Origin of the sequence: Pseudothioclava alba (assembly GCF_033100795.1) — a bacterium.
Classification (GTDB): Bacteria; Pseudomonadota; Alphaproteobacteria; order Rhodobacterales; family Rhodobacteraceae; genus Pseudothioclava.
Map to the genome: position 1 here is coordinate 283024 of NZ_JAWLVI010000003.1, position 20858 is coordinate 303881.

Below are 20858 nucleotides of genomic sequence, written 5' to 3' on the forward strand. Positions count from 1 at the left end.
GGGGCCGCGAGGCCCCCTTTTCGTGTCAGTTGAACTTGTTGTCGCGCGGGAAGCCACGCGGTGCCATCCGGCCCGCCGATGCCCGCTTGCCAAGCCATTCGCCCAGATCGGTCTCGGTGCGGGTGCGCCCGGCCGGATCTTTCCAGCTAAGCCCGTCGGCCAGCAAGAATGTCCGCGCATCCGACAAGCCGCCATCCTTGTATTTCTGCAATCGGACGCCTTTGCCGCGCGCCATTTCGGGCAGTTCCTCAAGCGCAAAGACCAGAAGCTTCCGGTTTTCGCCAACGCAGGCGATGTGGTCGCCTTCGGCCTTGGCGCACACCGCCGTGCGGGCCTCGCCGCGCATGTTCAGCACCTGCTTGCCCGAGCGCGTCTGCGCGACCAGCTCCTCGGCCGGACAGAAAAACCCATCCCCATCCGACGAGGCCATCAGGTATTTCTCGCCCGCCTTCGGCACCAGAAGATGCGTCACCTCGACCTCGTTGGGCAGATCGACCATCAGACGCACCGGCTCGCCGTTGCCGCGCCCGCCGGGAAGGTTGGCACCCAGAACGGTATAGGCACGCCCGTTCGAGCCAAGCATGACAATCCGGTCGGTGGTTTCGGCATGGAGCGCGAAACGCGGCCCGTCGCCATCCTTGAACTTGATCTCGGCATCCAGAGCATTGTGCCCCTTCATCGCGCGGACCCAGCCCATCTGCGACAGGATCACGGTGATCGGCTCGCGCTCGATCATCGCCTCGATCGGCACCTCCTCGACCTCGCCGGCCTCGGCAAAATCGGTGCGGCGGCGGCCCAGTTCGACACCCTTGCCGAACTTCTTTTGCACCTCGCCAAGTTCTTTGCCGATCTGCTTCCACTGCTTGGCAGGGCTTGCCAAAAGCGCCACCAGTCCGGCGCGCTCGGCGGTCAGGGCATCGCGTTCGCGCTTCAGCTCCATCTCTTCGAGGCGACGCAAGCTGCGCAGGCGCATGTTCAGGATCGCTTCGGCCTGCGTGTCGGTCAGATAGACGCCACCGCCCCAATCCTCGGCCATCATCACGGCCTTGGGGTCATCCTCATTGCGGATAATCTCGATCACGCGATCAAGGTTAAGGAAGGCGATGATATAACCTTCCAGCACCTCAAGGCGGGCGTCGATCTTGTCCATCCGGTGCTGCGAGCGGCGCAAAAGCACCTCGCGGCGGTGGTCAAGGAAGGCGCGCAGAACCTCTTTGAGCGAACAGACCTTGGGCACGCGCCCGTCGATCAGCACGTTCATGTTCAGGCTGAACCGGACCTCGAGATCCGAGTTCTTGAACAGCATCCCCATCAACATCTCGGGCTCGACCGTGCGGGTCTTCGGCTCCAGCACGATACGGATGTCATCGGCGGATTCGTCGCGCACATCGGCCAGCGCCGGAACCTTGCGGGTCTGGATCACTTCGGCCAGACGCTCGATCAGCTTGGATTTCTGCACCTGATAGGGGATCTCGGTCACGACGATCTGCCACTGGCCACGGCCCAGATCCTCTTTCTCCCACCGTGCGCGCAGACGGAATGCGCCGCGCCCCGTGCGATAGGCCTCAAGGATCGACTCCTTCGGCTCGACGATCACGCCGCCGGTCGGAAAATCGGGGCCAGGAACCAGCTTGACCAGCTCTTCGTCGCTGATCTCGGGCGTCTGGATCATCGCGAAACAGGCTTCGATCAGTTCATCAAGGTTGTGCGGCGGAATATTGGTCGCCATGCCCACCGCGATACCGCTGGCGCCATTGGCCAGAAGGTTCGGGAAGGCCGCAGGCAGAACAATCGGTTCTTCCAGCGTGCCATCATAGTTCGGGCGGAAGTCGACCGCGTCCTCGGCCAGACCTTCCAGCAAAGCTTCGGACGGATGCGCCAAACGCGCCTCGGTATAACGCGAGGCCGCCGGGTTATCCCCGTCGATATTGCCGAAGTTCCCCTGACCATCGACCAGCGGATAGCGCATCGCGAAATCCTGCGCGAGACGCGCCATCGCATCGTAGATCGCCGCATCGCCGTGCGGGTGATAGTTCCCCATCACATCGCCCGAGATTTTAGCGGATTTACGGAAGCCCCCCGTAGGCGACAGCTTTAGCTCGCGCATCGCAAACAGAATGCGACGATGCACGGGCTTCAACCCGTCGCGCGCATCGGGCAGCGCACGGTGCATGATCGTCGAAAGCGCATAGGTCAGATAGCGCTCGCCGATCGCTCGGCTTAACGGTTCGGAACTGGTCGGTTGGGAAATGTCGTCATTCTCGCTCATGCCCCAAGGATGTAAAGCGCGCGCAATCTCCGGTCCAGCACAAAGCGCACAGGCCACCAAAAGGGAGAAAACTCTGGCAAATCCAGTGCCTTCCGTTTAGGGAAAGCCGCGACTCGTGCTATGCTGCCTGTGGTGGTGTGAGTCGTGTGTTTTACGAGTGGGGGCAAACATGCTGTTCAAGCTGATATTCAATACTTTGGCCGGACTGTTTCTGGTGCTGGCGCTTTTTGGCCGGAACGCACCGCAAGAGCAGGCCCGGATCGCCGAGGCGCCCGCTGTCGACGTCGCGCAAGCCGAAACGTCTCCGATCATTCTGGCAACGCCTGCCAAAGTCGAACAGGTTTCCGCCCCTGCCGCAGTCATCACGCCGCTGTTCGTAAAGGCAGCACCCCGCCCTGCGCTGGTCGCCTCGCCCGAGTATCGCGTCGCCGCCACCCCCGCAGTCGCGCTGACCGGCGACATCCGCACCGTCACCGCAGGTTCGCTGAACGTGCGCGCGCGCGCCTCCGGTTCGGCCACACGGCTTGATTCCGTAACGCGCGGCGAAGAGGTTCTGGTCATCGCCGAGCAGGACGGCTGGGCGAAGATCCGCATCGAGGGTGACGGGATCGAAGGCTGGGTCGCAGCCAAATTCCTGAAATAACCGGCGACCCGCCGTAAATCTTGCGCTTTGCACCGCCGCCTCCTATCCCGATTATCGGGTAACAGGCAGGAGGCACCCTTGGGCAAATCAATCCTCATCACCGGATGCTCGTCGGGCATCGGCTATGACGCGGCACACGGGCTGAAACGCGCAGGCTGGACGGTTTTCGCCACCTGCCGCAAGGACGAGGATTGCGCCCGCCTTCGCGGCGAAGGGCTGATTTCATTTCCGCTGGACGTGGCCGATCCTGCCTCGATCGAGGCCGGGTTTAACGAGGCACTTGCGCGCGGGCGCGGACGGCTGGACGCACTATATAACAACGCCGCCTTCGCCTGTCCCGGCGCCACCGAAGACCTGCCCCCCCAAGCGCTGCGCGAGATATTCGAGACCAACCTCTTCGGCCTGCACGACCTGACCACCCGCGCAATCCGCGTGATGCGCGCGCAGGGTGCCAATGGCGAGGGACGGATCATCCAGTGCTCCTCGGTTCTGGGACTGGTCGGCGCCCGCTGGCGCGGCGCCTATGTTGCCACCAAACACGCGCTCGAAGGCCTGACCGATGTTCTGCGCCTTGAGATGGCCGACACCGGCATCAAGATTATCCTCGTCGAACCCGGCCCGATCGAATCCAGAATCCGCGAAAACTCGATCCCGCATTTCGAGCGCTGGATCGACTGGAAGGCCTCGCCCCGCCGCGACCAATACGAGGCCAGCCTCCTGAAGCGCCTCTACCAACCCAAGGCGAAAAAGGACCGGTTCGAGCTGCCCGCTTCGGCGGTGACGGACAAGCTTTTGCACGCGTTAGAGGCCCGCAACCCCTACCCGCGCTACTATGTCACAACCCCCACCCGCATCGCAGGCGTCGCCCGGCGTCTGCTGCCGACGCGGTTGCTCGATAAGGTCATCGCTTATGGCTAAGGAGAATTTCCTCGCAATTCCCCGTTCCGGCGCTAAGGTCACCCCCGCGAACAGGGAGGAATGATGAAAAGCGATCCTTTATTCTACATGGTGGCCATCGCCAGCCTCGCCGTGCTTGTCATCCTGATGATCGGGATTGGCGGATTTGCACGCGGGGGCGAGTTCAACCGCAAGAACGCCAACAAGCTGATGCGCCTGCGCATTGCCGCCCAGGCCGTCGCAATTGGCCTGATATTACTGTTCGTCTACCTGCGCAAAGGAGCCTGAGATGGTTGTCCTGAACAAGATTTACACCAAAACCGGCGATAAGGGTGAAACCGCGCTTGGCAATGGCGACCGCGTCGCCAAGCACTCGGCCCGCGTCACCGCCTATGGCACCGTCGACGAGGCAAACGCGACCGTGGGCCTTGCCCGCCTACACGCAACCGGCGATGTGGCCGAGGCTCTGGCCCGCATCCAGAACGACCTTTTTGATCTGGGCGCCGATCTGGCCCGCCCTGATATGGAGCGCGACCACGAAGCGGGCTACCCCGTCCTGCGCATCATCGAATCGCAAGTTACCCGCCTTGAGGCCGAAATCGACGCCATGACCGCCCGCGTCGAACCGCTACGCAGCTTTATCCTGCCGGGCGGATCGGCTCTGGCGGCCTATCTGCATCTGTGCCGCACCGTCTCGCGTCGCGCCGAGCGCTGCGCGGTGGAACTCGCCTCGGTCGAGACCGTCAACGAGCACGCCGTGAAATACCTCAACCGTCTGTCCGACTGGTTCTTCGCCGCCTCGCGGATCGCGAACGACGAGGGCCGCGCCGACATCCTTTGGGTTCCCGGCGCCAATCGCTGAACCTCGAATGCCGGAGTTTCCGCATCGCTCGCCATATCTGGCGGGCGAATCCATTTCGCTAGCGCAAACATTCAGACACTTCCCGGCAAAATCTTTGGCGACGTGACGTAGCGACACCAAAACGCGTCGATTTTACTCTGTCTTTCGCTGCGCGTGCATTGTAACAAAATTGCCGAGAGCTTGAACATCCGGCCCCGAAAGGGTCGGCCAGGAAGTAGGGAGACACGAGCCGATGAAGGTATTGGTGCCTGTTAAGCGCGTGATCGACTATAACGTTAAGGTTCGTGTGAAAGCGGACGGGAGCGGTGTCGATCTTGCCAACGTGAAGATGTCGATGAACCCGTTCGACGAGATCGCGGTTGAAGAGGCTATCCGCCTGAAAGAAAAGGGCGTTGCGTCTGAGATCGTGGTGGTTTCGATCGGCGTCAAGCAAGCGCAGGAAACGCTGCGCACGGCGCTGGCGATGGGTGCGGATCGCGCGATCCTCGTGCAGGCGGCAGACGACGTCCACACCGACATCGAGCCGCTGGCGGTTGCCAAGATCCTTGCCAAAGTGGTTGCCGACGAGGCGCCGCAGATGGTGATTCTGGGCAAGCAGGCGATCGACAACGACATGAACGCGACGGGCCAGATGCTGTCGGCGCTGCTCGGCTGGGGTCAGGCGACCTTTGCCTCGGAACTGGCGGTCGAGGGCGATAGCGCCCAAGTCACCCGCGAGGTTGACGGCGGTCTGCAAACGATCAGCGTCAAGCTGCCGGCGATTGTCACCGCCGACCTGCGCCTGAACGAGCCGCGCTACGCGAGCTTGCCGAACATCATGAAGGCGAAGAAAAAGCCGCTGGATGAGAAAACCGCCGCCGATTACGGCGTCGATGTGACCCCGCGCCTGAGCGTCGTAAAGACCTCGGAACCGGCCGGTCGCTCGGCAGGGATCAAGGTGGGCTCGGTCGACGAGCTGGTTTCGAAACTGAAAGACGCGGGGGTGCTCTGATGGCCGTTCTTCTTCTTGCAGATGTGAACAATGGCCAGCTGGCGACCGACGCGGTTGCCAAGACGCTGGACGCGGTGAAATCGCTGGGTGACGTGCATGTGCTCGTCGCGGGCGAAGGTGGTGATGCGGCTGCTGCCGAGGCTGCGACGCTTGCGGGCGTGTCGAAGGTGCTGTTCGCTGGCGCGCACGACTATTGCCACGGCATGGCCGAGGCGACTGCTGCGCTGGTCGTCGGTCTTGCGGGCAACTACAGCCACATCGCGGCGGCCTCGACGGCGGCGGCGAAAAACATCCTGCCGCGTGTCGCGGCGCTTCTGGATGTGATGATCCTGTCGGATGTAACCGCTGTGGTCGACGCTGACACGTTCGAGCGCCCGATCTATGCGGGCAACGCGATCCAGACCGTGAAATCGGCCGATCCCGTCAAGGTGTTCACCGTGCGCACGGCGAACTTCTCGGCTGTTGGCGCTGGCGGTTCGGCTTCGGTCGAGGCGATCTCGGGCGAGACCGCAACGGGTCTGGCAGCTTGGGTTGAGGATAAGGTTGCGGCGTCGGACCGCCCGGAACTCACCTCGGCGAAGATCGTCGTCTCGGGTGGCCGTGGCGTTGGCTCGGAAGAAAGCTTCGCGATCATCGCAGCACTCGCCGACAAGCTTGGCGCCGCAGTGGGTGCCTCGCGCGCGGCCGTCGACTCGGGCTTTGCGCCGAACGACTGGCAGGTTGGCCAGACCGGTAAGGTCGTGGCACCGGATCTCTATATCGCCTGCGGTATCTCGGGCGCGATCCAGCACCTTGCGGGCATGAAGGACTCGAAGATCATCGTCGCGATCAACAAGGACGAAGAAGCACCGATCTTCCAGGTCGCAGACTTCGGCCTCGTCGCTGACCTCTTCGACGCAGTCCCCGAAATGACCAGCAAGGTCTGACGGACGCCCCAACCGAACAAAAGCCCCGCCAAACGGCGGGGCTTTTTTATTTCTGAAACTCAGAGATATTTTCGGACCACCGGCAACAACGCCTCTGCGATTTCTTCATGGACCATCGGGCCGGGCATCTGCCCTGCCGCAACCTCCTCAAGCGGCGCGAAATGCATACCCACCGTCCCGGTCGAGCGCGCCATGATCGACGGCTCGACATGCACGACATCATCGACCAGATCGCGCAGCTGATCGACCATTTTCTCGGTCACATACAAAGGCTCGGCTCCAAGCGGATCTCGCACATCGGGCGCATGATAGGCTCCGACCCATAGCAGGATCCGACGCCCCTGCACCTTCTCGATCAGGGAGCGCATCCGCCCGACCCACGCAAGGCGAAGCTCATCCACAAGCGCCTCATATTTTTCGGGCGTGCGCCGTTTGAGCGCCCCCAGCATATGGCGTGTAAAGTTGAACTCGGTAAAATCAATGTCGCGGAACAGCGTGCGCATCAGCATCGACGCCCGCAAAAACCGGTCATTGCGCCGCGGATGCACCGCATAGAACCGGTTCGACATATTCTGCGCGCCCATCAATTGAATGACGGTCATTTTCGCGGCTTCCGAAGCCTCCGCCACCTGCGGTTCATTCAGGAACACGTCGACGCCCGCATTCATATAGCCGAAGTTCACCACCGGCATCCCAAGCCTCGCCTCAACCAGCGCTGGCCACGGAGATGCAACGAATTTCCCATAAGTCTCGGACCCGCCCATCGCAGCGACAAACTCGCCCTGCAATGACCGCCGAGGCCCGCGAAACAGCAGCTTCGACTTGCCATATCGACACGGAAAATAATCAAGGGCGCCATCGCCCGAATATTCGAAAGCCATTTTCCCACCTAAGTTTTCGACTCACCCGCAGCCAGTTTGCGCGCGATCCCTTGCCAAAGAGCTAACGTTAAAAATCGACATACCAACGTGACGCAGTGTTTCTTCTTGCACCTGCAGCATTTGCCCGCCTATGGTCGCGCGACACAAAGAAAAGAGGCGAAAAATGACGATATCGTCGGTTGGGATTATCGGCGCGGGTCAGATGGGCAACGGGATTGCACATGTGTTCGCGCTTGCGGGCTATGATGTTGTTCTGAACGACATTAGCGACGAAAGTCTGCAAAAAGCGCTGGCGACGATCGGGCGCAACCTAGATCGCCAGGTGCAGAAAGGCGCGATTTCCGACGCCGAAAAGGCCGCGACACTGGCGCGCATCCGCACCACGCGCGATCTGCCCGAGGTCGGCCAGACCGACCTGGTGATCGAAGCCGCGACCGAGCGCGAAACCGTCAAGCAAGCAATCTTCGAAGACCTGCAACCCCACCTGAAGCCCGAGACGATCCTGTCGTCGAACACTTCGTCGATCTCGATCACACGGCTCGCCTCGCGCACCGACCGGCCCGAGCGCTTCATCGGCGTGCACTTCATGAATCCGGTGCCCGTGATGCAGCTCGTCGAGCTGATCCGCGGCATTGCCACCGACGAGCCGACCTACAAAACCCTGCTGGGCGTGGTCGAGCGCCTTGGTAAAACCGCCGCCTCCGCCGAGGACTTCCCCGCGTTCATCGTGAACCGGATTCTGGTGCCGATGATCAACGAGGCGGTCTATACGCTTTACGAAGGCGTCGGCTCGGTGTTGAGCATCGACCAGTCGATGAAGCTCGGTGCGAACCATCCGATGGGGCCGCTGGAACTGGCCGATTTCATCGGGCTGGACACCTGCCTTGCGATCATGAACGTGCTTTATGATGGGCTGGCGGATACGAAATACCGCCCCTGCCCGCTGCTGACGAAATATGTCGAAGCGGGGTGGCTGGGCCGCAAGACTGGGCGCGGTTTCTATGACTACCGCGGCGAAAAGCCCGTGCCGACCCGCTAAACCCGAACAAAAGCGCCGCCCGAAAGGGCGGCGTTTCGCGTTCCGTTAAGGCACTCGCAGGCGTCTACATACCTTCGCCGAACTTGTCCGCCACCAAGGCAGCCAATGCATCCGCAAGCTTCTGCGCCTCCGGCCCCGAGGTTGTCACCTTGATCGAGGTTCCTCGCGAGGCGGCCAGCATCAGCAGCCCCATGATCGAATCGCCCGAAACCGTCATTCCGTCTTTCTCGACCTCTGCCTTCGCGTCATGGTCCTCGACGACCTCGACGAACTTGGCCGAAGCGCGGGCGTGCAGCCCCTTTACGTTGACGATTTCCATCTCCCGCGTCACCATCCGCGCTCCTCTTTTGCGGCCTTACTTAACGGCCGGACCACACATCGAATAGCTGTTGATATACTTGCGACCGGCGTCCAGAGCCGCCTCGACCGCCGCATGAACCCCAAGGCTGCGCGATTTCGCCAGCTTGATAAGAAGCGGCAGGTTCGCGCCGTAGATGATCTCGCGTTCGCATTGCTCGCAGGCCATCAGGCTCAGGTTCGAAGGCGAGCCGCCGAACATGTCGGTCACGACGACAACCCCGTCCCCCGTATCGACTGAATCCGCCGCTGCACGAATTTCGGCCTGTTTCGTGGTGCGGTCATGATCGTCCTCGATCGTGATCGCCCGGATGCCCTTCTGCGGCCCGACAACATGCTCGACCGCCGCAAGATACTCGCGGGCCAACCCTCCATGTGCGACGATCACAATCCCGATCACGCGCCGATCCTTGTATTCTGATCCGGCACCGTGATTGCGTGCCGTTCAAGTTCCCTGTGACGTTTTGACACCTGCCAGCCGGACTCTGCAAGAGCCTTCGCGACCTTTTCGGCCATCGCGACCGAGCGATGCTTGCCGCCCGTGCACCCGAAACCGATAGCAACATGGGTGCGCCCCTCTTCCACATGAGCGGGCAGTTGAAGCAGCAATAGCCCCAGAATGCGGTCAAGGAATTCGGCGTGTCGTTGGTCGCTTTCGACATGGGCCGCGACCCGCGGATCAAGGCCGGTAAACGGACGCAGCTCGGGCAACCAATGCGGGTTCGTCAGGAACCGGCAATCGAACATGATATCGACGCCGCGTGGCACACCGCGTTTATAGCTGAACGAATGGACCGAGACCGTCAGCCGATCCAGCAGACCCGGATCAAAGAACCGTGATATTTCCTCGCGCAGATCATGCGGGCTGGTGAGCGTGGTGTCGATCAGCACCTCGGCACGCGCCCTGATCGGCAAGAGCATCTCGATTTCCGTCACGATCCCCTCGCGCGGGGCTTCGATCGGGGCGAGCGGGTGGCGGCGGCGGGTCTCGGAATAGCGGCGCTCCAGCACATCAATCGAGGCATCCAGATACAGAAGTTCCAGATGAATGGTCGGATCGCGCGTCAGCCCGTCGATCAGCTCGATCATAGCACCGACCGAAAAATCGCGATTGCGCACGTCGATACCCAAGGCCACCGGACGCCCACGCACCTCGCCCGAAAGCAACCGAGGCACCATCGACAAGGGCAGGTTATCAATTGTCTCGTATCCGAAGTCTTCAAGTGCCGCGATGGCCGTCCCCCTCCCCGAACCCGAAGGGCCGGTTACAAGAACCACCCTTTGCAGGACTTCCGGATCGGATGTTGCGGCACCACTCAAGCGACTCTCCCAGCTTTCAGATATTGCAATATAGCCGGACCAAAATGGGGCTTTTGCACTTGCAGCACAAGGGGAACCCGCACACCGCATAGCTCGGTCACGCGCTCAGCAGGCAAGCGATCCACCTCCGCGCGAGACATATCCACCACCAGAACAACCTTGGCGAAAGGCAGGGCATCAGCGGCCAGAATTCCGACGCCACGCGCCTCGATTCGGCCAGCGATGGCGGCTGGGGCCGAGGCAACAAGCGCTCCGTTCTCCTGCCGCAAATCCGTGCGGTCATCTGAAACGAGCCTCGCCCCCAAGGCCATAAGCCGCAAGGCCATCGAAGACTTCCCCGAGCCGGATGGGCCGATCAGCAAAACGCCACGGTCAGCGTCCAGCGCGACAACTGTCCCGTGAACATTCTGCCCGGTCGGCGCGTCGCTCACACCGGAAGCCCCACCACAAAGCGCGCACCCAGAGGCTCCGATGTAATATCGGCATCCGTCGGGCGGATATTCTCGGCCCAGATCACCCCGCCGTGTGCCTCGACAATCTGCTTGGAAATTGCCAGTCCAAGGCCGGAATGATCGCCGAACTGCCCCTCGGGCCGTTGCGAATAGAACCGTTTGAAAACCTTGGTCAACGCCTGTTCGGGAATGCCGGGGCCGGTATCTTCGACCACGACCAGCACACGGTTGTCACGCTTGCGCGCCCAGACCCGCACCGCATCCCCCTCGTCACAGAAGGAAACCGCATTGGTGATAAGGTTCACGAAAACCTGTGCCAACCGCCCCTCAAGACCGGTAATCCGTATCGCGCGCGCGGGCAGGTCGGTAATGAACTCGACGCCCTTCTCCTCGGCCTGCTGGCCAAGGAATTCGGTCAGGTTCGAGACCATCTTCACCAGATCGAAGGTGTCTTCCTCTTCTTTCACCAACTCTGAATCCAGCCGTGACGCGTTGGAAATATCCGAAACCAGCCGGTCCAGACGCCGCACATCGTGGTCGATCACATCCAGCAGTTTCTGCCGATGCTCCTCTTTTTTGACCATATGCAGGGACGCCACCGCAGAACGCATACTGGCCAGCGGGTTCTTGATCTCATGGCTGACATCGGCGGCGAACTGTTCGTTCGCGTCGATCCGGTCGTAAAGCGCCGTTACCATCCCGCGCAGAGCGCCCGATAACCGCCCGATTTCGTCCGGCCGCGCCGTCAGATCGGGGATACGAACCCGTGTGGGACTCATTTTGCGCGCGTTCTTTTCCTCGCCGATTTCGGCCGCTGCCGCCAGATCCGACAAGGGGTTCGCGATCGTCGAGGCCAGCACAAGGCTAAGCCCGATCGACACGATCATCGCGATCACGAACATCTGCAAAACCTGCTCTCGCTCGGCACGGACAAGCTGTTCGATCTCTCCCGCGGCGGAGGTCAGCACCAGTTTGCCGATCAGAACGTCATTTTGGCGAATACCAGTTCCAACCGAAAAAAGCGTATCACCACGCACGGTTTTCGATGTCACCATCTTTGTCATATCGCCGTCGATCTCGGGGATCAGCCGGGTCGCGACGTCGCGGGAATCGATTGCGTCTTCCGCGCCTTCTTCCTTGGCGAACAGTTTGGACAACCCTTCCCACGCGCTGTTCATCAGGTTGGTGATGATTGTGGAGCGATGGTCGATACCCAATCCGTCAACCGCTGCGCGCGGCTGCGTTTCGACATCGTCAGAGGACACCAAAAGCCCCCCCGACAGATCGAAGATGAACAGCTTGCTACCCTCGGGAAGCTCGATCCCTGCCAGCGTCTCGGCCAGATCTATACCATCGCCCGCCGCCAGATTGACCGGAGCGTTCTTCGGCAGCCGCGCCTCGAAGATGTCGGCGATCAGTTCTGCCTCGGACACGATGCCGATCTCGCGCTGGAGCACCAGACTTTGCCGGAACGGGTTGAGAAACAGCACCCCTGCAACCAACACCAGCATCGCAAGAAGATTGAAGGTGATGATCTTGCGCGCCAGCGGCGAGCGGTTCAGCGAGATAAACCCGCGCCGCGCCCGCCCGCGCGTCAAGTCTTCGTCGACCACGCCGTCAGGCGCGATCCAGTCCTCACCGAGAACCACGTCGATCCCCGACCGACGGTCAGTCGGTTTGGGGCGCGTCCGGCCCAGTCCTATGCGCTCAGCAAATGTCATTCTTCGTTATAGCGATACCCGATGCCATAGAGCGTTTCGATCGCAGAGAATTCCTCGTCTGCGGTGCGCATCTTTTTACGCAAACGCTTGATATGGCTGTCGATTGTGCGATCGTCGACGTAAACTTGATCGTCGTAGGCGACGTCCATCAGCTGATCCCGCGACTTCACGAAACCGGGCCGCTGCGCCAGAGCCTGAAGCAGCAGGAATTCGGTCACTGTCAGCGTGACTTCCTTACCCTTCCACAGCACCGAGTGGCGCAGCGGGTCCATCGTCAGAGAGCCGCGCACCATCACCTTGTTTTCTTCGGTTGTCGGGATCTCGACCCCGGAAATCGCATCCTGACGGCGCAACAGCGCACGGATACGCTCGACCAGAAGGCGCTGCGAAAACGGCTTTTTCACATAGTCGTCCGCACCCATCCGCAGCCCCAGAACCTCGTCGATCTCGTCGTCTTTCGAGGTCAGGAAGATGACCGGCATAGCGGTTTTCTGGCGTAGCCGTTGCAGCAGCTCCATCCCGTCCATCCGCGGCATCTTGATGTCCAGAACGGCCATATCCGGCAGGCGTTTATTAAACGCGTCCAGCGCCGCCTGTCCGTCATTATAGGTCTCGACTTCGTATCCCTCTGCCTCAAGCGTCATTGAAACAGACGTCAAAATATTGCGGTCGTCATCGACCAGCGCAATTCTCGACATATTGGTCACCCCACCAACTGCTCTTATGTTTTCATTTTCCAACATCATCGGCATTCCGAGTCGGCAAATCAACTGCGTTGTGCGAATCACCTGCGCATTCCGACTCATTCGAGTCGAAAAAAACGAAGGTTTGACTAATTTGTCTCACCTTTCCGGCATGGTGGCGCTAAACTCGAAATGGTTGCGCTAACGGTAGCGTTGCGTGCTGTTCCATCCAAGAAACCGCGTGCTATAGGGCGATTATCCGACGCCTCGTAATGACTCTGCGACATATAGCCTTTCGAGGCAGCCGGATCGGTATCCCTAGGCCCGGGATGCCGGGAGGAACCGACGGAAAGCCGCACTGACGGCATCGGGAGCTATAGATGAGCATTGGACGCGTGAACCCGGCGAAACGCCTCGAAGATCAAGGCATCAACGGTCTGGGCAATGTCTATTACAACCTTCTCGAACCGGCGCTGGTGGAAGCCGCGCTGAAACGGGACGAAGGCACGCTGGGTAAAGGCGGCGCTTTCTATTGCTCGACGGGCGCCCATACCGGCCGCTCGCCGAAGGACAAATTCGTCGTTCGCACCCCCGACGTGGAAGACACCATCTGGTGGGAAAACAACACGCCGATGGACCCTGCCAAATTCGACGTGCTTTACGCCGATATGCTGGATCACATGAAGGGCAAGGACTACTTCGTGCAGGATCTCTTCGGCGGTGCCGATGCAGAGCATCGCCTCGATGTGCGCGTCGTGACCGAACTGGCATGGCATGGCCTGTTCATCCGCACGATGCTGCGCCGCCCCGATCGCGAGGAACTCGACACCTTCGCGCCCGAGTTCACCATCATCAACTGCCCGTCGTTCAAAGCGAACCCCGAGCGACACGGCTGCCGTTCGGAAACCGTGATCGCGCTGAACTTCGAAAAGAAGCTCATCCTGATCGGCAACACCGCTTACGCGGGCGAGAACAAGAAGTCGGTCTTCACGCTTCTCAACTACATCCTGCCGGGCAAAGGCGTGATGGCGATGCACTGCTCGGCCAACCACGCGATCGGCAACCCCGACGACACCGCCGTCTTCTTCGGCCTGTCGGGCACCGGCAAAACCACGCTTTCGGCGGACCCCTCGCGCATCCTGATCGGTGACGACGAGCACGGCTGGTCGGACAAGGGCACCTTCAACTTCGAAGGCGGCTGCTACGCCAAGACCATCAACCTCTCGAAAGAGGCCGAGCCGGAAATCTATGCGACCTGCTCGATGTTCGGCACCGTGGTCGAGAACATGGTGTTCGACGAAGAAACCCTTGAACTGGACTTCTTCGACAATTCGATCACCGACAACATGCGCTGCGCTTACCCGCTGCACTACATCTCGAACGCGTCGGAAACCGCGCTTGGCGGCAACCCGAAGAACGTCATCATGCTGACCTGCGACGCATATGGTGTTCTGCCGCCGATCGCGCGCCTGACGCCGGCGCAGGCGATGTATCACTTCCTCTCGGGCTTCACCTCCAAGACGCCGGGCACCGAAGTGGGCGTGACCGAACCGATCCCGACCTTCTCGACCTGCTTCGGCGCGCCGTTCATGCCGCGTCGCCCCGAGGCTTACGGCAAGCTGCTGCAAGCGAAGATCCACGATCACGGCGCATCGTGCTGGCTCGTGAACACCGGCTGGACCGGCGGCGCCTTCGGCACCGGCTCGCGTATGCCGATCAAGGCAACCCGCGCGCTGCTGACCGCTGCCCTTGACGGCTCGTTGAACGGTGTCGAGTTCCGCAAGGACCCGAACTTCGGCTTCGAGGTTCCGGTCGCGGTTCCGGGTGTGGATGCAACGCTTCTTAACCCGCGCGACACCTGGGCCGACAAGGACGCCTTCGACGCGCAGGCTGGCAAACTGGTCAAGATGTTCTCGGACAACTTCGCGCAATATGTCCCGTTCATCGACGAGGACGTGAAAGCCGCCGCAATCGGCTAAGCGCCGCAGACAGACGACATGAAAGGCCGGGGTTTTCCCGGCCTTTTGCTTTGCCCCTTCCGGTGCGGTGGCTTCGGCCCCATAGTGGCGCCATGTGGCATCTGTTTCTCTTGTTGCTGACCGGTCTTGCCGCCGCCGTTCTGGCGGCCTTTGGGGTGCTTTTTGCCGCCCGCCTGACCCATCCGCGCCCGCGCGGGCCGTTTCCCGCCAGCCATAGCCTGCCTGCCCCTCTCGACGCACCTTTGACCCAAGCGCTTGGGGGGCGCGTGCCCCCTGCGCCGGATCAAAGCGCCGTGCAATTGCTGCAAGACCCGATTGACGCACTGGCCGCGCGACTGGAACTGCTGCGCATGGCGCGCTCTTCGGTCGATCTGCAATATTACATCTGGCAGGATGATACGTCGGGCGGGCTTATGTGCGCAGCACTCCACGAGGCTGCCGCGCGCGGCGTGCGGGTGCGGCTTTTGCTGGATGACAATGGCACTTACGGGATGGACCGCACCCTCGCAATCCTCGCGCAGACACCGAATATCGAGGTGCGCCTGTTCAACCCCTTTCCGCTGCGCCGGTTTCGCGCGCTTGGATACCTGTCGGATTTCCGCCGCCTCAATCGCCGGATGCATAACAAGGCGATGATCGTTGACGGGCAGATCGCGATTCTGGGTGGGCGCAATATCGGGGACATCTATTTCAACACGCTGGGGCCGGAGGGGTTATATCTGGATATGGACATCGCGATCAGCGGTCCGTCCCTGCCCGATGCCGCGCGCCAGTTCGACCGTTACTGGAACGCGCGCCTTTCGGTGCCTGCCGAACTAACCCTTGCCCCCCCGCAGGCGAACAATCTGCATACCGAACAGAACAGGCTGGCGGCGCGCCTGTCCACACCGCGCGCGCAACGCTACGCCGCAGCGCTAGAAGGCGAAAACGCAGCCCCTCTGCTCGGCAAGGCCGCGCTGCCGATCCATTGGGCCAAGGCACATATTCTGGCCGACACCCCCGAAAAGATGAACCATCCCGAGGCACGCGGCGCCGAACTTGTCTGGCAAACCCTGCTCTCCACCATAGGCCAGCCGCAGCACGATCTTGCGATTGCCTCGCCCTATTTCGTGCCCACGCGCGCGGGCGTCAAAGCGCTGCGCCGCTACGCCGCCAGCGGAGTTAAGGTGCGCATTCTGACCAATTCGCTGGCCTCGACCGACGTGCCGATTGTGCACTCGGGCTATGCCCATCGCCGCCGCCCCCTGTTGCGCGGTGGCGTCGCGCTTTACGAATACGCGCCTGATGCCCACCCCGCACAGCGCAAACTTAGTGAACTGCTTGGCCCCGAGATCAAAGGCACCTCGCCGTTTTCGCGCAACAAGCTGCACGCCAAAGTCTTTGCGGTGGATCGCGCACGGGTCTTCGTGGGCTCGTTCAACTTCGATCCCCGTTCGATGCGGCTGAATACTGAAAACGGCGTTCTGCTGGATGCCCCCGATCTTGCAGCCGACATCACCGCGATGTTCGATGCCACGGTGCAGAATTTCGCGTGGCGCGTCACCATCGCGCGCAACCTGCGCCTGACCTGGAAGCGCGCGGGAGAACCCCCGCTGACGCGCGAGCCGGGAACGCGGCTTGGCACGCGCATCCTTTTGGGGATCGCGCAGCGCCTGCCGATCGAGTGGATGCTGTAAGCCCTACTTGCGGCGCGTGCGCTTGACCTTGCGCGCGATGGCCGCACCCTTGGCCTTGTCGCGCCCCGGCTTGCGCGGCATCCGCTGACCGGGCTTCTTGCCGCCCTTGCGGCGCCCGGACGGCATTGGCGAGTCCTCAAGTTCCAGGAGTTCCAGCATCAGGCCACCCGTCACCGGCACAGCCTCGGCCAGCCGCACCAGAACGCGCTGGCCAACGGTGATCCGAAGGCCCGTATCCGCGCCGACCAGTTCCTGATTGTCGCGGTCGTAGTGGAAGAACTCGCGCCCGATTTCGCGGATCGGCAATAACCCGTCCGCGCCGGTTTCATCCAGTTTCACAAAGGCACCGAACTTCTGCACCCCCGAGATGCGGCCCGTAAACTCGGCCCCGACCCGCTCGCTCAGATAAGCAGCCAGATAGCGGTCGGTGGTGTCGCGTTCCGCAATCATCGAACGCCGCTCGGTCTCCGAGATATGCTGCGCGGTCTCCTGCAACTCTTCGGCGTCGGTTGCGCTTAGCCCGTCATCGCCCCAGCCGTGGCCCGCGATCAACGCGCGGTGGACAATCAGGTCCGAATAGCGCCGGATCGGCGAGGTGAAATGCGCGTAAGACCGCAACGCCAACCCGAAATGCCCGAAGTTCTGCGGCGCGTAATAGGCCTGCGTCATCGAGCGCAGCGTGGTGATGTTCAGCAACTCGTCAAACTCGCTGCCCTCGGCTTGCGCCAGAAGGTTGTTCAGGTGCTGCGTCTTCAGAACCTGCCCCTTTGCCAGCGTAAAGCCCGAGGCCTGCGCCACTTCGCGCAGCGCCTCGATCTTCTCGGGGCTGGGTTCTTCGTGGACGCGGTAGAGCAGCGGGCGGCGCAGACGCTCCAGCTCTTCGGCGGCAGCGACATTGGCCAGCACCATGAATTCCTCGATCAGCCTATGCGCATCGAGACGTTCCTTGAACTGCACCGAGGACACCTTGCCCGCCTCATCAATGATGATCTGGCGTTCGGGCAGGTCCAGCTCTAGCGGCTGGCGCAGGCGGCGCGCATGTAGAAGCGCCGCAAAACATTCGTAGATCGGCGCGATCACCTCGTCCATAAGCGGCGCGCATTTCTCGTCCGGCGCGCCATCCTGAGCGGCCTGCACCTGCTTGTATTCGAGCGAGGCAACCGAGTTGATGATCCCGCGCGTAAAGCGGTGCGAGACCTTCTGGCCAAAGGAATTGACCTTCATCTGCACCGCCAGAACCGCGCGCGGCACATGTTCGTGCAGCGAACACAGATCACCCGACAGGCGGTCGGGCAGCATCGGCACCACGCGGTCAGGGAAGTAGGTCGAATTGCCGCGGTTCTTCGCCTCGCGGTCCAGCGCGGAGCCGGGCGTCACATAATGCGCGACATCGGCAATCGCGACCCAAAGCAGAAAGCCACCCTCGTTCTTGGGGTCTTCATCGCGGATCACCAGACAGGCGTCATCACGGTCGCGCGCGTCTGCCGGGTCGATGGTCACAAAAGGCAGGCCCGTCAAATCTTCGCGCCCCTTGGCGATCGCGGGCTTGGCAGCGTCTGCCTCGGCCACGGCGGCATCGGGAAAGTCGTCGGGGATACCGTGCTGATGGATCGCAATCAGCGAAACGGCCCGCGGCGCTGACGGATCGCCAAGCCGTTCGATCACCTTTGCACGGGGCAGCCCCATGCGGCCCTTGGGGCCAATCTGTTCGGCCTCGACCAACTCGCCGTCTTTGGCCTCCAGCGCATCGCCCGCGCCGATGGACCATTCCTTATCGGCGCCTTTGTCGATCGGCACGATCCGCCCGCCCTCGGCATTTTTGCGGAAGATGCCGACCACGCGATGCGACGCCTGTCCGATCTTGCGAATAATCCGCGCCTCATAGTCATAGCCCTGCCCCACAGCAGGCGCGAGACGGCCCAACACCCGATCCCCGGCCGCAAGCGCGGGGTCCGACGATTTGGTCAAAAGCAGGATCACCGGCTCCGGCCCCTCGCCCTCGTATTCCGGTGCGCGCGCCCACAGATCGCCCTGACTGTCGGCACGCATCACCTCCAGCACGGTCACCGGCGGCAAGCCTGCCGCATCATGATAGGACCGGCGGCGCTTGGCCAGAAGCCCTTCGCCCTCCATCTCTTTCAAGACGCGCTTTAGTTCGATCTTCTGCGGCCCCTTGATCCCGAAGGCCTTGGCTATATCGCGTTTCGAGCTGGCGCCCGGATGGTCGGCCAGCCAGTCAAGGATTTCCTGACGCGAGGGGATCTGGGGCAGTTTGCTCATTGCACGTTCCTAAAATGGGCGCGCCTTCGCGCCACCAAACCCCTGACCTTCCGGGGCAATCAGAGTGTCAGAGGGATTTTTGCATATCCCGATGCGGAATACCCGCATCATCGTAAACCGGACCGAAGGCCGTGTATCCCAGTTTTTCGTAGAACGGGATCGCGTGACATTGCGCCCCCAGTTGCGCCTTGGTGCAGCCGCGTGCGGCAAGGGCAGCTTCGCTTGCACGGATCAGCGCCGCGCCAAGCCCGCGCCCGCGCGCCTCGGCCAGAACGCAAACCCGCCCGATCTTGCCAAGCTCGCCTTTGACAAAAAGGCGCGCGGTGCCAAGCGGGGCGCCATCGTCGCGCGCCAGAAGATGCACGGCCTCGGCATCGCGACCGTCCATCTCATCCGCTTCCGAGACATTCTGCTCTTCGATAAACACGACACGCCGCAACCGGCGGCAAGCGTCCAAATCCTGCGTTTCATGGATGTCGATCACGCGAAATACTCCTGCAAGACGCGCTGGTAGATCGCCTTCAAGGGCGCGATCTGATCCACCGCGACACGTTCATCGACCGAATGCATGGTCTGGCCGACAAGCCCGAACTCGACCACCGCGCAGTGGTCTTTGACAAAGCGCGCGTCCGAAGTCCCGCCCGAGGTGGACAGCTCGGGCCGGATGCCCGTTTCCGCCTCGACCGCAGCGGCGACCAGATCGACCAGCGGGCCGGGGGGCGTCAGAAAGCACTCGCCCGAGACCTCGGGGCGCAGCGTGATCGTGACGCCGGTTTCTGCCTCGACCCCGGCGATCAGCCCCTTGGCCCAGTCGATCAGCGAAGCACCCGTATGGGCATCGTTGAAGCGGGTGTTCACCGTCGCACGCGCTTTCGCGGGGATCACATTCGTCGCCGGGTTGCCGCAGTCGATGGTGGTGATCTGCAAGGTGGACGGGTCGAAATGCGCAGTGCCCTGATCCAGCGGCGCAGCGGTCATCCGGTCGAGCAATTTCACCAGCGCATGAAGCGGGTTCCTGGCACGATGCGGATAGGCGGCATGGCCCTGCACGCCCTGTGCCTCAAGGAAAAACGTCACCGAACCGCGCCGCCCGATCTTCATCATCTCGCCCATCGTCGAGGGGCAGGTCGGCTCACCCACGATGCAGGCGTCCATCGCTTCGCCCTCGGTCTGCATCCAGTCCAGGATCGCCAGCGTCCCGTCGCGGCCCGCGCCTTCCTCGTCACCCGTCACCGTCACGATCACGGCGCCATTTTCGGGCGGGGTTTCGGTCACAAAATCGATCGCCGCCGCCACATAGGCCGCGACACCCGATTTCATGTCGGTCGCGCCGCGCCCCCAGAGGTATCCGCCCTCGATCTCGGCGCCGAACGGGTCATGCGTCCACGCGGCCGCATCGCCCACCGGCACAACATCCGTATGCCCGTTGAAGCCAAAGGTCCGGCCCGCGCCCTTTTGCCCCCAGCGGGCAAACAGGTTCGGCGTGCCGTTCCGGTCGACCCGCGTGCAGGCAAACCCCGCCTCTGAGAGCAGCCCCTCCAGCAGCACAAGCGCGCCTCCCTCCTCGGGCGTCACCGAGGGGCAACGGACAAGATCGACAGTCAACTGGACGGGATCGACGGGCATCTGAACCTCCGCAAATTCATACGCTCCAGCCTTAGCCGCGCCGCCCCCCAAGCACAACAGCACTGCCATTTTGCCCGCCCCAAAGGTGTTGCGCGCGCATCACCCGACGCCACCCTGACCACGACCAAAAGAAAAAACAGTTTCCTTGCGGCGTAACTCATGCATATTGTTGACGAAAATCAAAAGACCCGAGGCAGGGCAAACGAGCAGGGCACAAGCCCGACATAACCAGAGGCCAAAAGGCCCGGTCAAAGGG

Annotated in this window: 20 protein-coding genes; 9 read left to right on the forward strand and 11 right to left on the reverse strand. The window is 61.9% G+C overall.

Annotation, left to right across the window (positions count from 1 at the left end):
* Positions 1–25: 25 nt before the first annotated feature.
* Positions 26–2269 carry a DNA topoisomerase IV subunit A gene (gene parC, locus RYZ20_RS09490; RefSeq protein WP_317672807.1) on the reverse strand — a complete coding sequence of 748 codons (2244 nt, stop codon included), beginning with the start codon at positions 2267–2269 and terminating at the stop codon, positions 26–28.
* 169 nt (positions 2270–2438) lie between these two features.
* Between parC and RYZ20_RS09495 the strand changes: the two genes are divergently transcribed.
* The 6 genes from RYZ20_RS09495 (at position 2439) to RYZ20_RS09520 (ending at position 6588) form a co-directional block, all read left to right on the forward strand.
* Complete coding sequence (locus RYZ20_RS09495; RefSeq protein ID WP_317672809.1) at positions 2439–2912, forward strand: SH3 domain-containing protein; 474 nt, start codon at positions 2439–2441, stop codon at positions 2910–2912.
* Positions 2913–2990: 78 nt separating this feature from the next.
* On the forward strand, positions 2991–3830 hold the full coding sequence (locus tag RYZ20_RS09500; protein ID WP_317672811.1) for an SDR family NAD(P)-dependent oxidoreductase: 840 nt from the start codon (positions 2991–2993) through the stop codon (positions 3828–3830).
* Positions 3831–3893: 63 nt separating this feature from the next.
* Positions 3894–4097: a twin transmembrane helix small protein gene (locus RYZ20_RS09505; protein WP_317673011.1), complete on the forward strand. Its 204-nt coding sequence runs from the start codon at positions 3894–3896 to the stop codon at positions 4095–4097.
* Between the two features lies 1 nt (position 4098).
* Positions 4099–4671: a cob(I)yrinic acid a,c-diamide adenosyltransferase gene (locus RYZ20_RS09510; protein WP_317672813.1), complete on the forward strand. Its 573-nt coding sequence runs from the start codon at positions 4099–4101 to the stop codon at positions 4669–4671.
* Between the two features lie 232 nt (positions 4672–4903).
* Complete coding sequence (locus RYZ20_RS09515; RefSeq protein ID WP_317672815.1) at positions 4904–5662, forward strand: electron transfer flavoprotein subunit beta/FixA family protein; 759 nt, start codon at positions 4904–4906, stop codon at positions 5660–5662.
* Entirely contained in the window at positions 5662–6588 is a 927-nt protein-coding gene (locus RYZ20_RS09520) for an electron transfer flavoprotein subunit alpha/FixB family protein (RefSeq protein WP_317672817.1), read from the forward strand. Before RYZ20_RS09515 ends, RYZ20_RS09520 begins: the two co-directional genes overlap by 1 nt.
* Positions 6589–6647: 59 nt before the next feature.
* Here the strand turns inward: RYZ20_RS09520 and RYZ20_RS09525 are convergent, their stop codons facing one another.
* The gene (locus RYZ20_RS09525) at positions 6648–7469 is read right to left on the reverse strand and encodes a DUF6473 family protein (RefSeq protein WP_317672819.1); all 822 of its coding nucleotides are present in this window, start codon (positions 7467–7469) and stop codon (positions 6648–6650) included.
* 163 nt (positions 7470–7632) lie between these two features.
* Between RYZ20_RS09525 and RYZ20_RS09530 the strand changes: the two genes are divergently transcribed.
* Positions 7633–8508 carry a 3-hydroxybutyryl-CoA dehydrogenase gene (locus RYZ20_RS09530; protein WP_317672821.1) on the forward strand — a complete coding sequence of 292 codons (876 nt, stop codon included), beginning with the start codon at positions 7633–7635 and terminating at the stop codon, positions 8506–8508.
* Between the two features lie 64 nt (positions 8509–8572).
* On the opposite strand, the gene RYZ20_RS09535 is transcribed toward RYZ20_RS09530, so the two are convergent.
* Genes RYZ20_RS09535 through RYZ20_RS09560 form a run of 6 tightly spaced genes read right to left on the reverse strand, consistent with a single transcriptional unit; the run spans position 8573 to position 13056 of the window.
* Positions 8573–8842 (reverse strand): HPr family phosphocarrier protein, encoded by a 270-nt coding sequence (locus tag RYZ20_RS09535; RefSeq protein WP_317672823.1) that lies wholly within the window; start codon positions 8840–8842, stop codon positions 8573–8575.
* 21 nt (positions 8843–8863) lie between these two features.
* Positions 8864–9265 carry a PTS sugar transporter subunit IIA gene (locus RYZ20_RS09540; RefSeq protein ID WP_317672825.1) on the reverse strand — a complete coding sequence of 134 codons (402 nt, stop codon included), beginning with the start codon at positions 9263–9265 and terminating at the stop codon, positions 8864–8866.
* Complete coding sequence (gene rapZ / locus RYZ20_RS09545; protein ID WP_317672827.1) at positions 9262–10185, reverse strand: RNase adapter RapZ; 924 nt, start codon at positions 10183–10185, stop codon at positions 9262–9264. The genes RYZ20_RS09540 and rapZ overlap by 4 nt, the downstream gene beginning before the upstream one ends.
* Positions 10182–10616, reverse strand: coding sequence for an HPr kinase/phosphorylase (locus RYZ20_RS09550; protein WP_317672829.1), 435 nt, complete (start codon positions 10614–10616; stop codon positions 10182–10184). The genes rapZ and RYZ20_RS09550 overlap by 4 nt, the downstream gene beginning before the upstream one ends.
* Positions 10613–12358 (reverse strand): sensor histidine kinase, encoded by a 1746-nt coding sequence (locus tag RYZ20_RS09555; RefSeq protein WP_317672831.1) that lies wholly within the window; start codon positions 12356–12358, stop codon positions 10613–10615. The genes RYZ20_RS09550 and RYZ20_RS09555 overlap by 4 nt, the downstream gene beginning before the upstream one ends.
* Positions 12355–13056: a response regulator transcription factor gene (locus RYZ20_RS09560; protein ID WP_317672833.1), complete on the reverse strand. Its 702-nt coding sequence runs from the start codon at positions 13054–13056 to the stop codon at positions 12355–12357. Before RYZ20_RS09560 ends, RYZ20_RS09555 begins: the two co-directional genes overlap by 4 nt.
* A gap of 365 nt (positions 13057–13421) precedes the next feature.
* Here RYZ20_RS09560 and RYZ20_RS09565 point away from each other — a divergent pair, with 365 nt between their 5' ends.
* Positions 13422–15020, forward strand: a complete 1599-nt coding sequence (locus RYZ20_RS09565; protein WP_317672835.1) for a phosphoenolpyruvate carboxykinase — start codon at positions 13422–13424, stop codon at positions 15018–15020.
* Positions 15021–15112: 92 nt separating this feature from the next.
* Complete coding sequence (locus tag RYZ20_RS09570) at positions 15113–16696, forward strand: phospholipase D-like domain-containing protein (protein WP_317672837.1); 1584 nt, start codon at positions 15113–15115, stop codon at positions 16694–16696.
* A 3-nt stretch (positions 16697–16699) separates the two neighbouring features.
* Here RYZ20_RS09570 and rnr read toward each other — a convergent pair whose 3' ends face one another.
* The 3 genes from rnr to dapE form a co-directional block, all read right to left on the reverse strand.
* The gene (rnr, locus tag RYZ20_RS09575; RefSeq protein WP_317673014.1) at positions 16700–18967 is read right to left on the reverse strand and encodes a ribonuclease R; all 2268 of its coding nucleotides are present in this window, start codon (positions 18965–18967) and stop codon (positions 16700–16702) included.
* A gap of 76 nt (positions 18968–19043) precedes the next feature.
* A complete protein-coding gene (locus RYZ20_RS09580; protein WP_317673016.1) occupies positions 19044–19457 on the reverse strand; it encodes a GNAT family N-acetyltransferase in 414 nt (137 codons plus the stop codon).
* Entirely contained in the window at positions 19457–20602 is a 1146-nt protein-coding gene (gene dapE, locus RYZ20_RS09585) for a succinyl-diaminopimelate desuccinylase (protein ID WP_317672839.1), read from the reverse strand. The genes RYZ20_RS09580 and dapE overlap by 1 nt, the downstream gene beginning before the upstream one ends.
* Between the last annotated feature and the right edge of the window lie 256 nt (positions 20603–20858).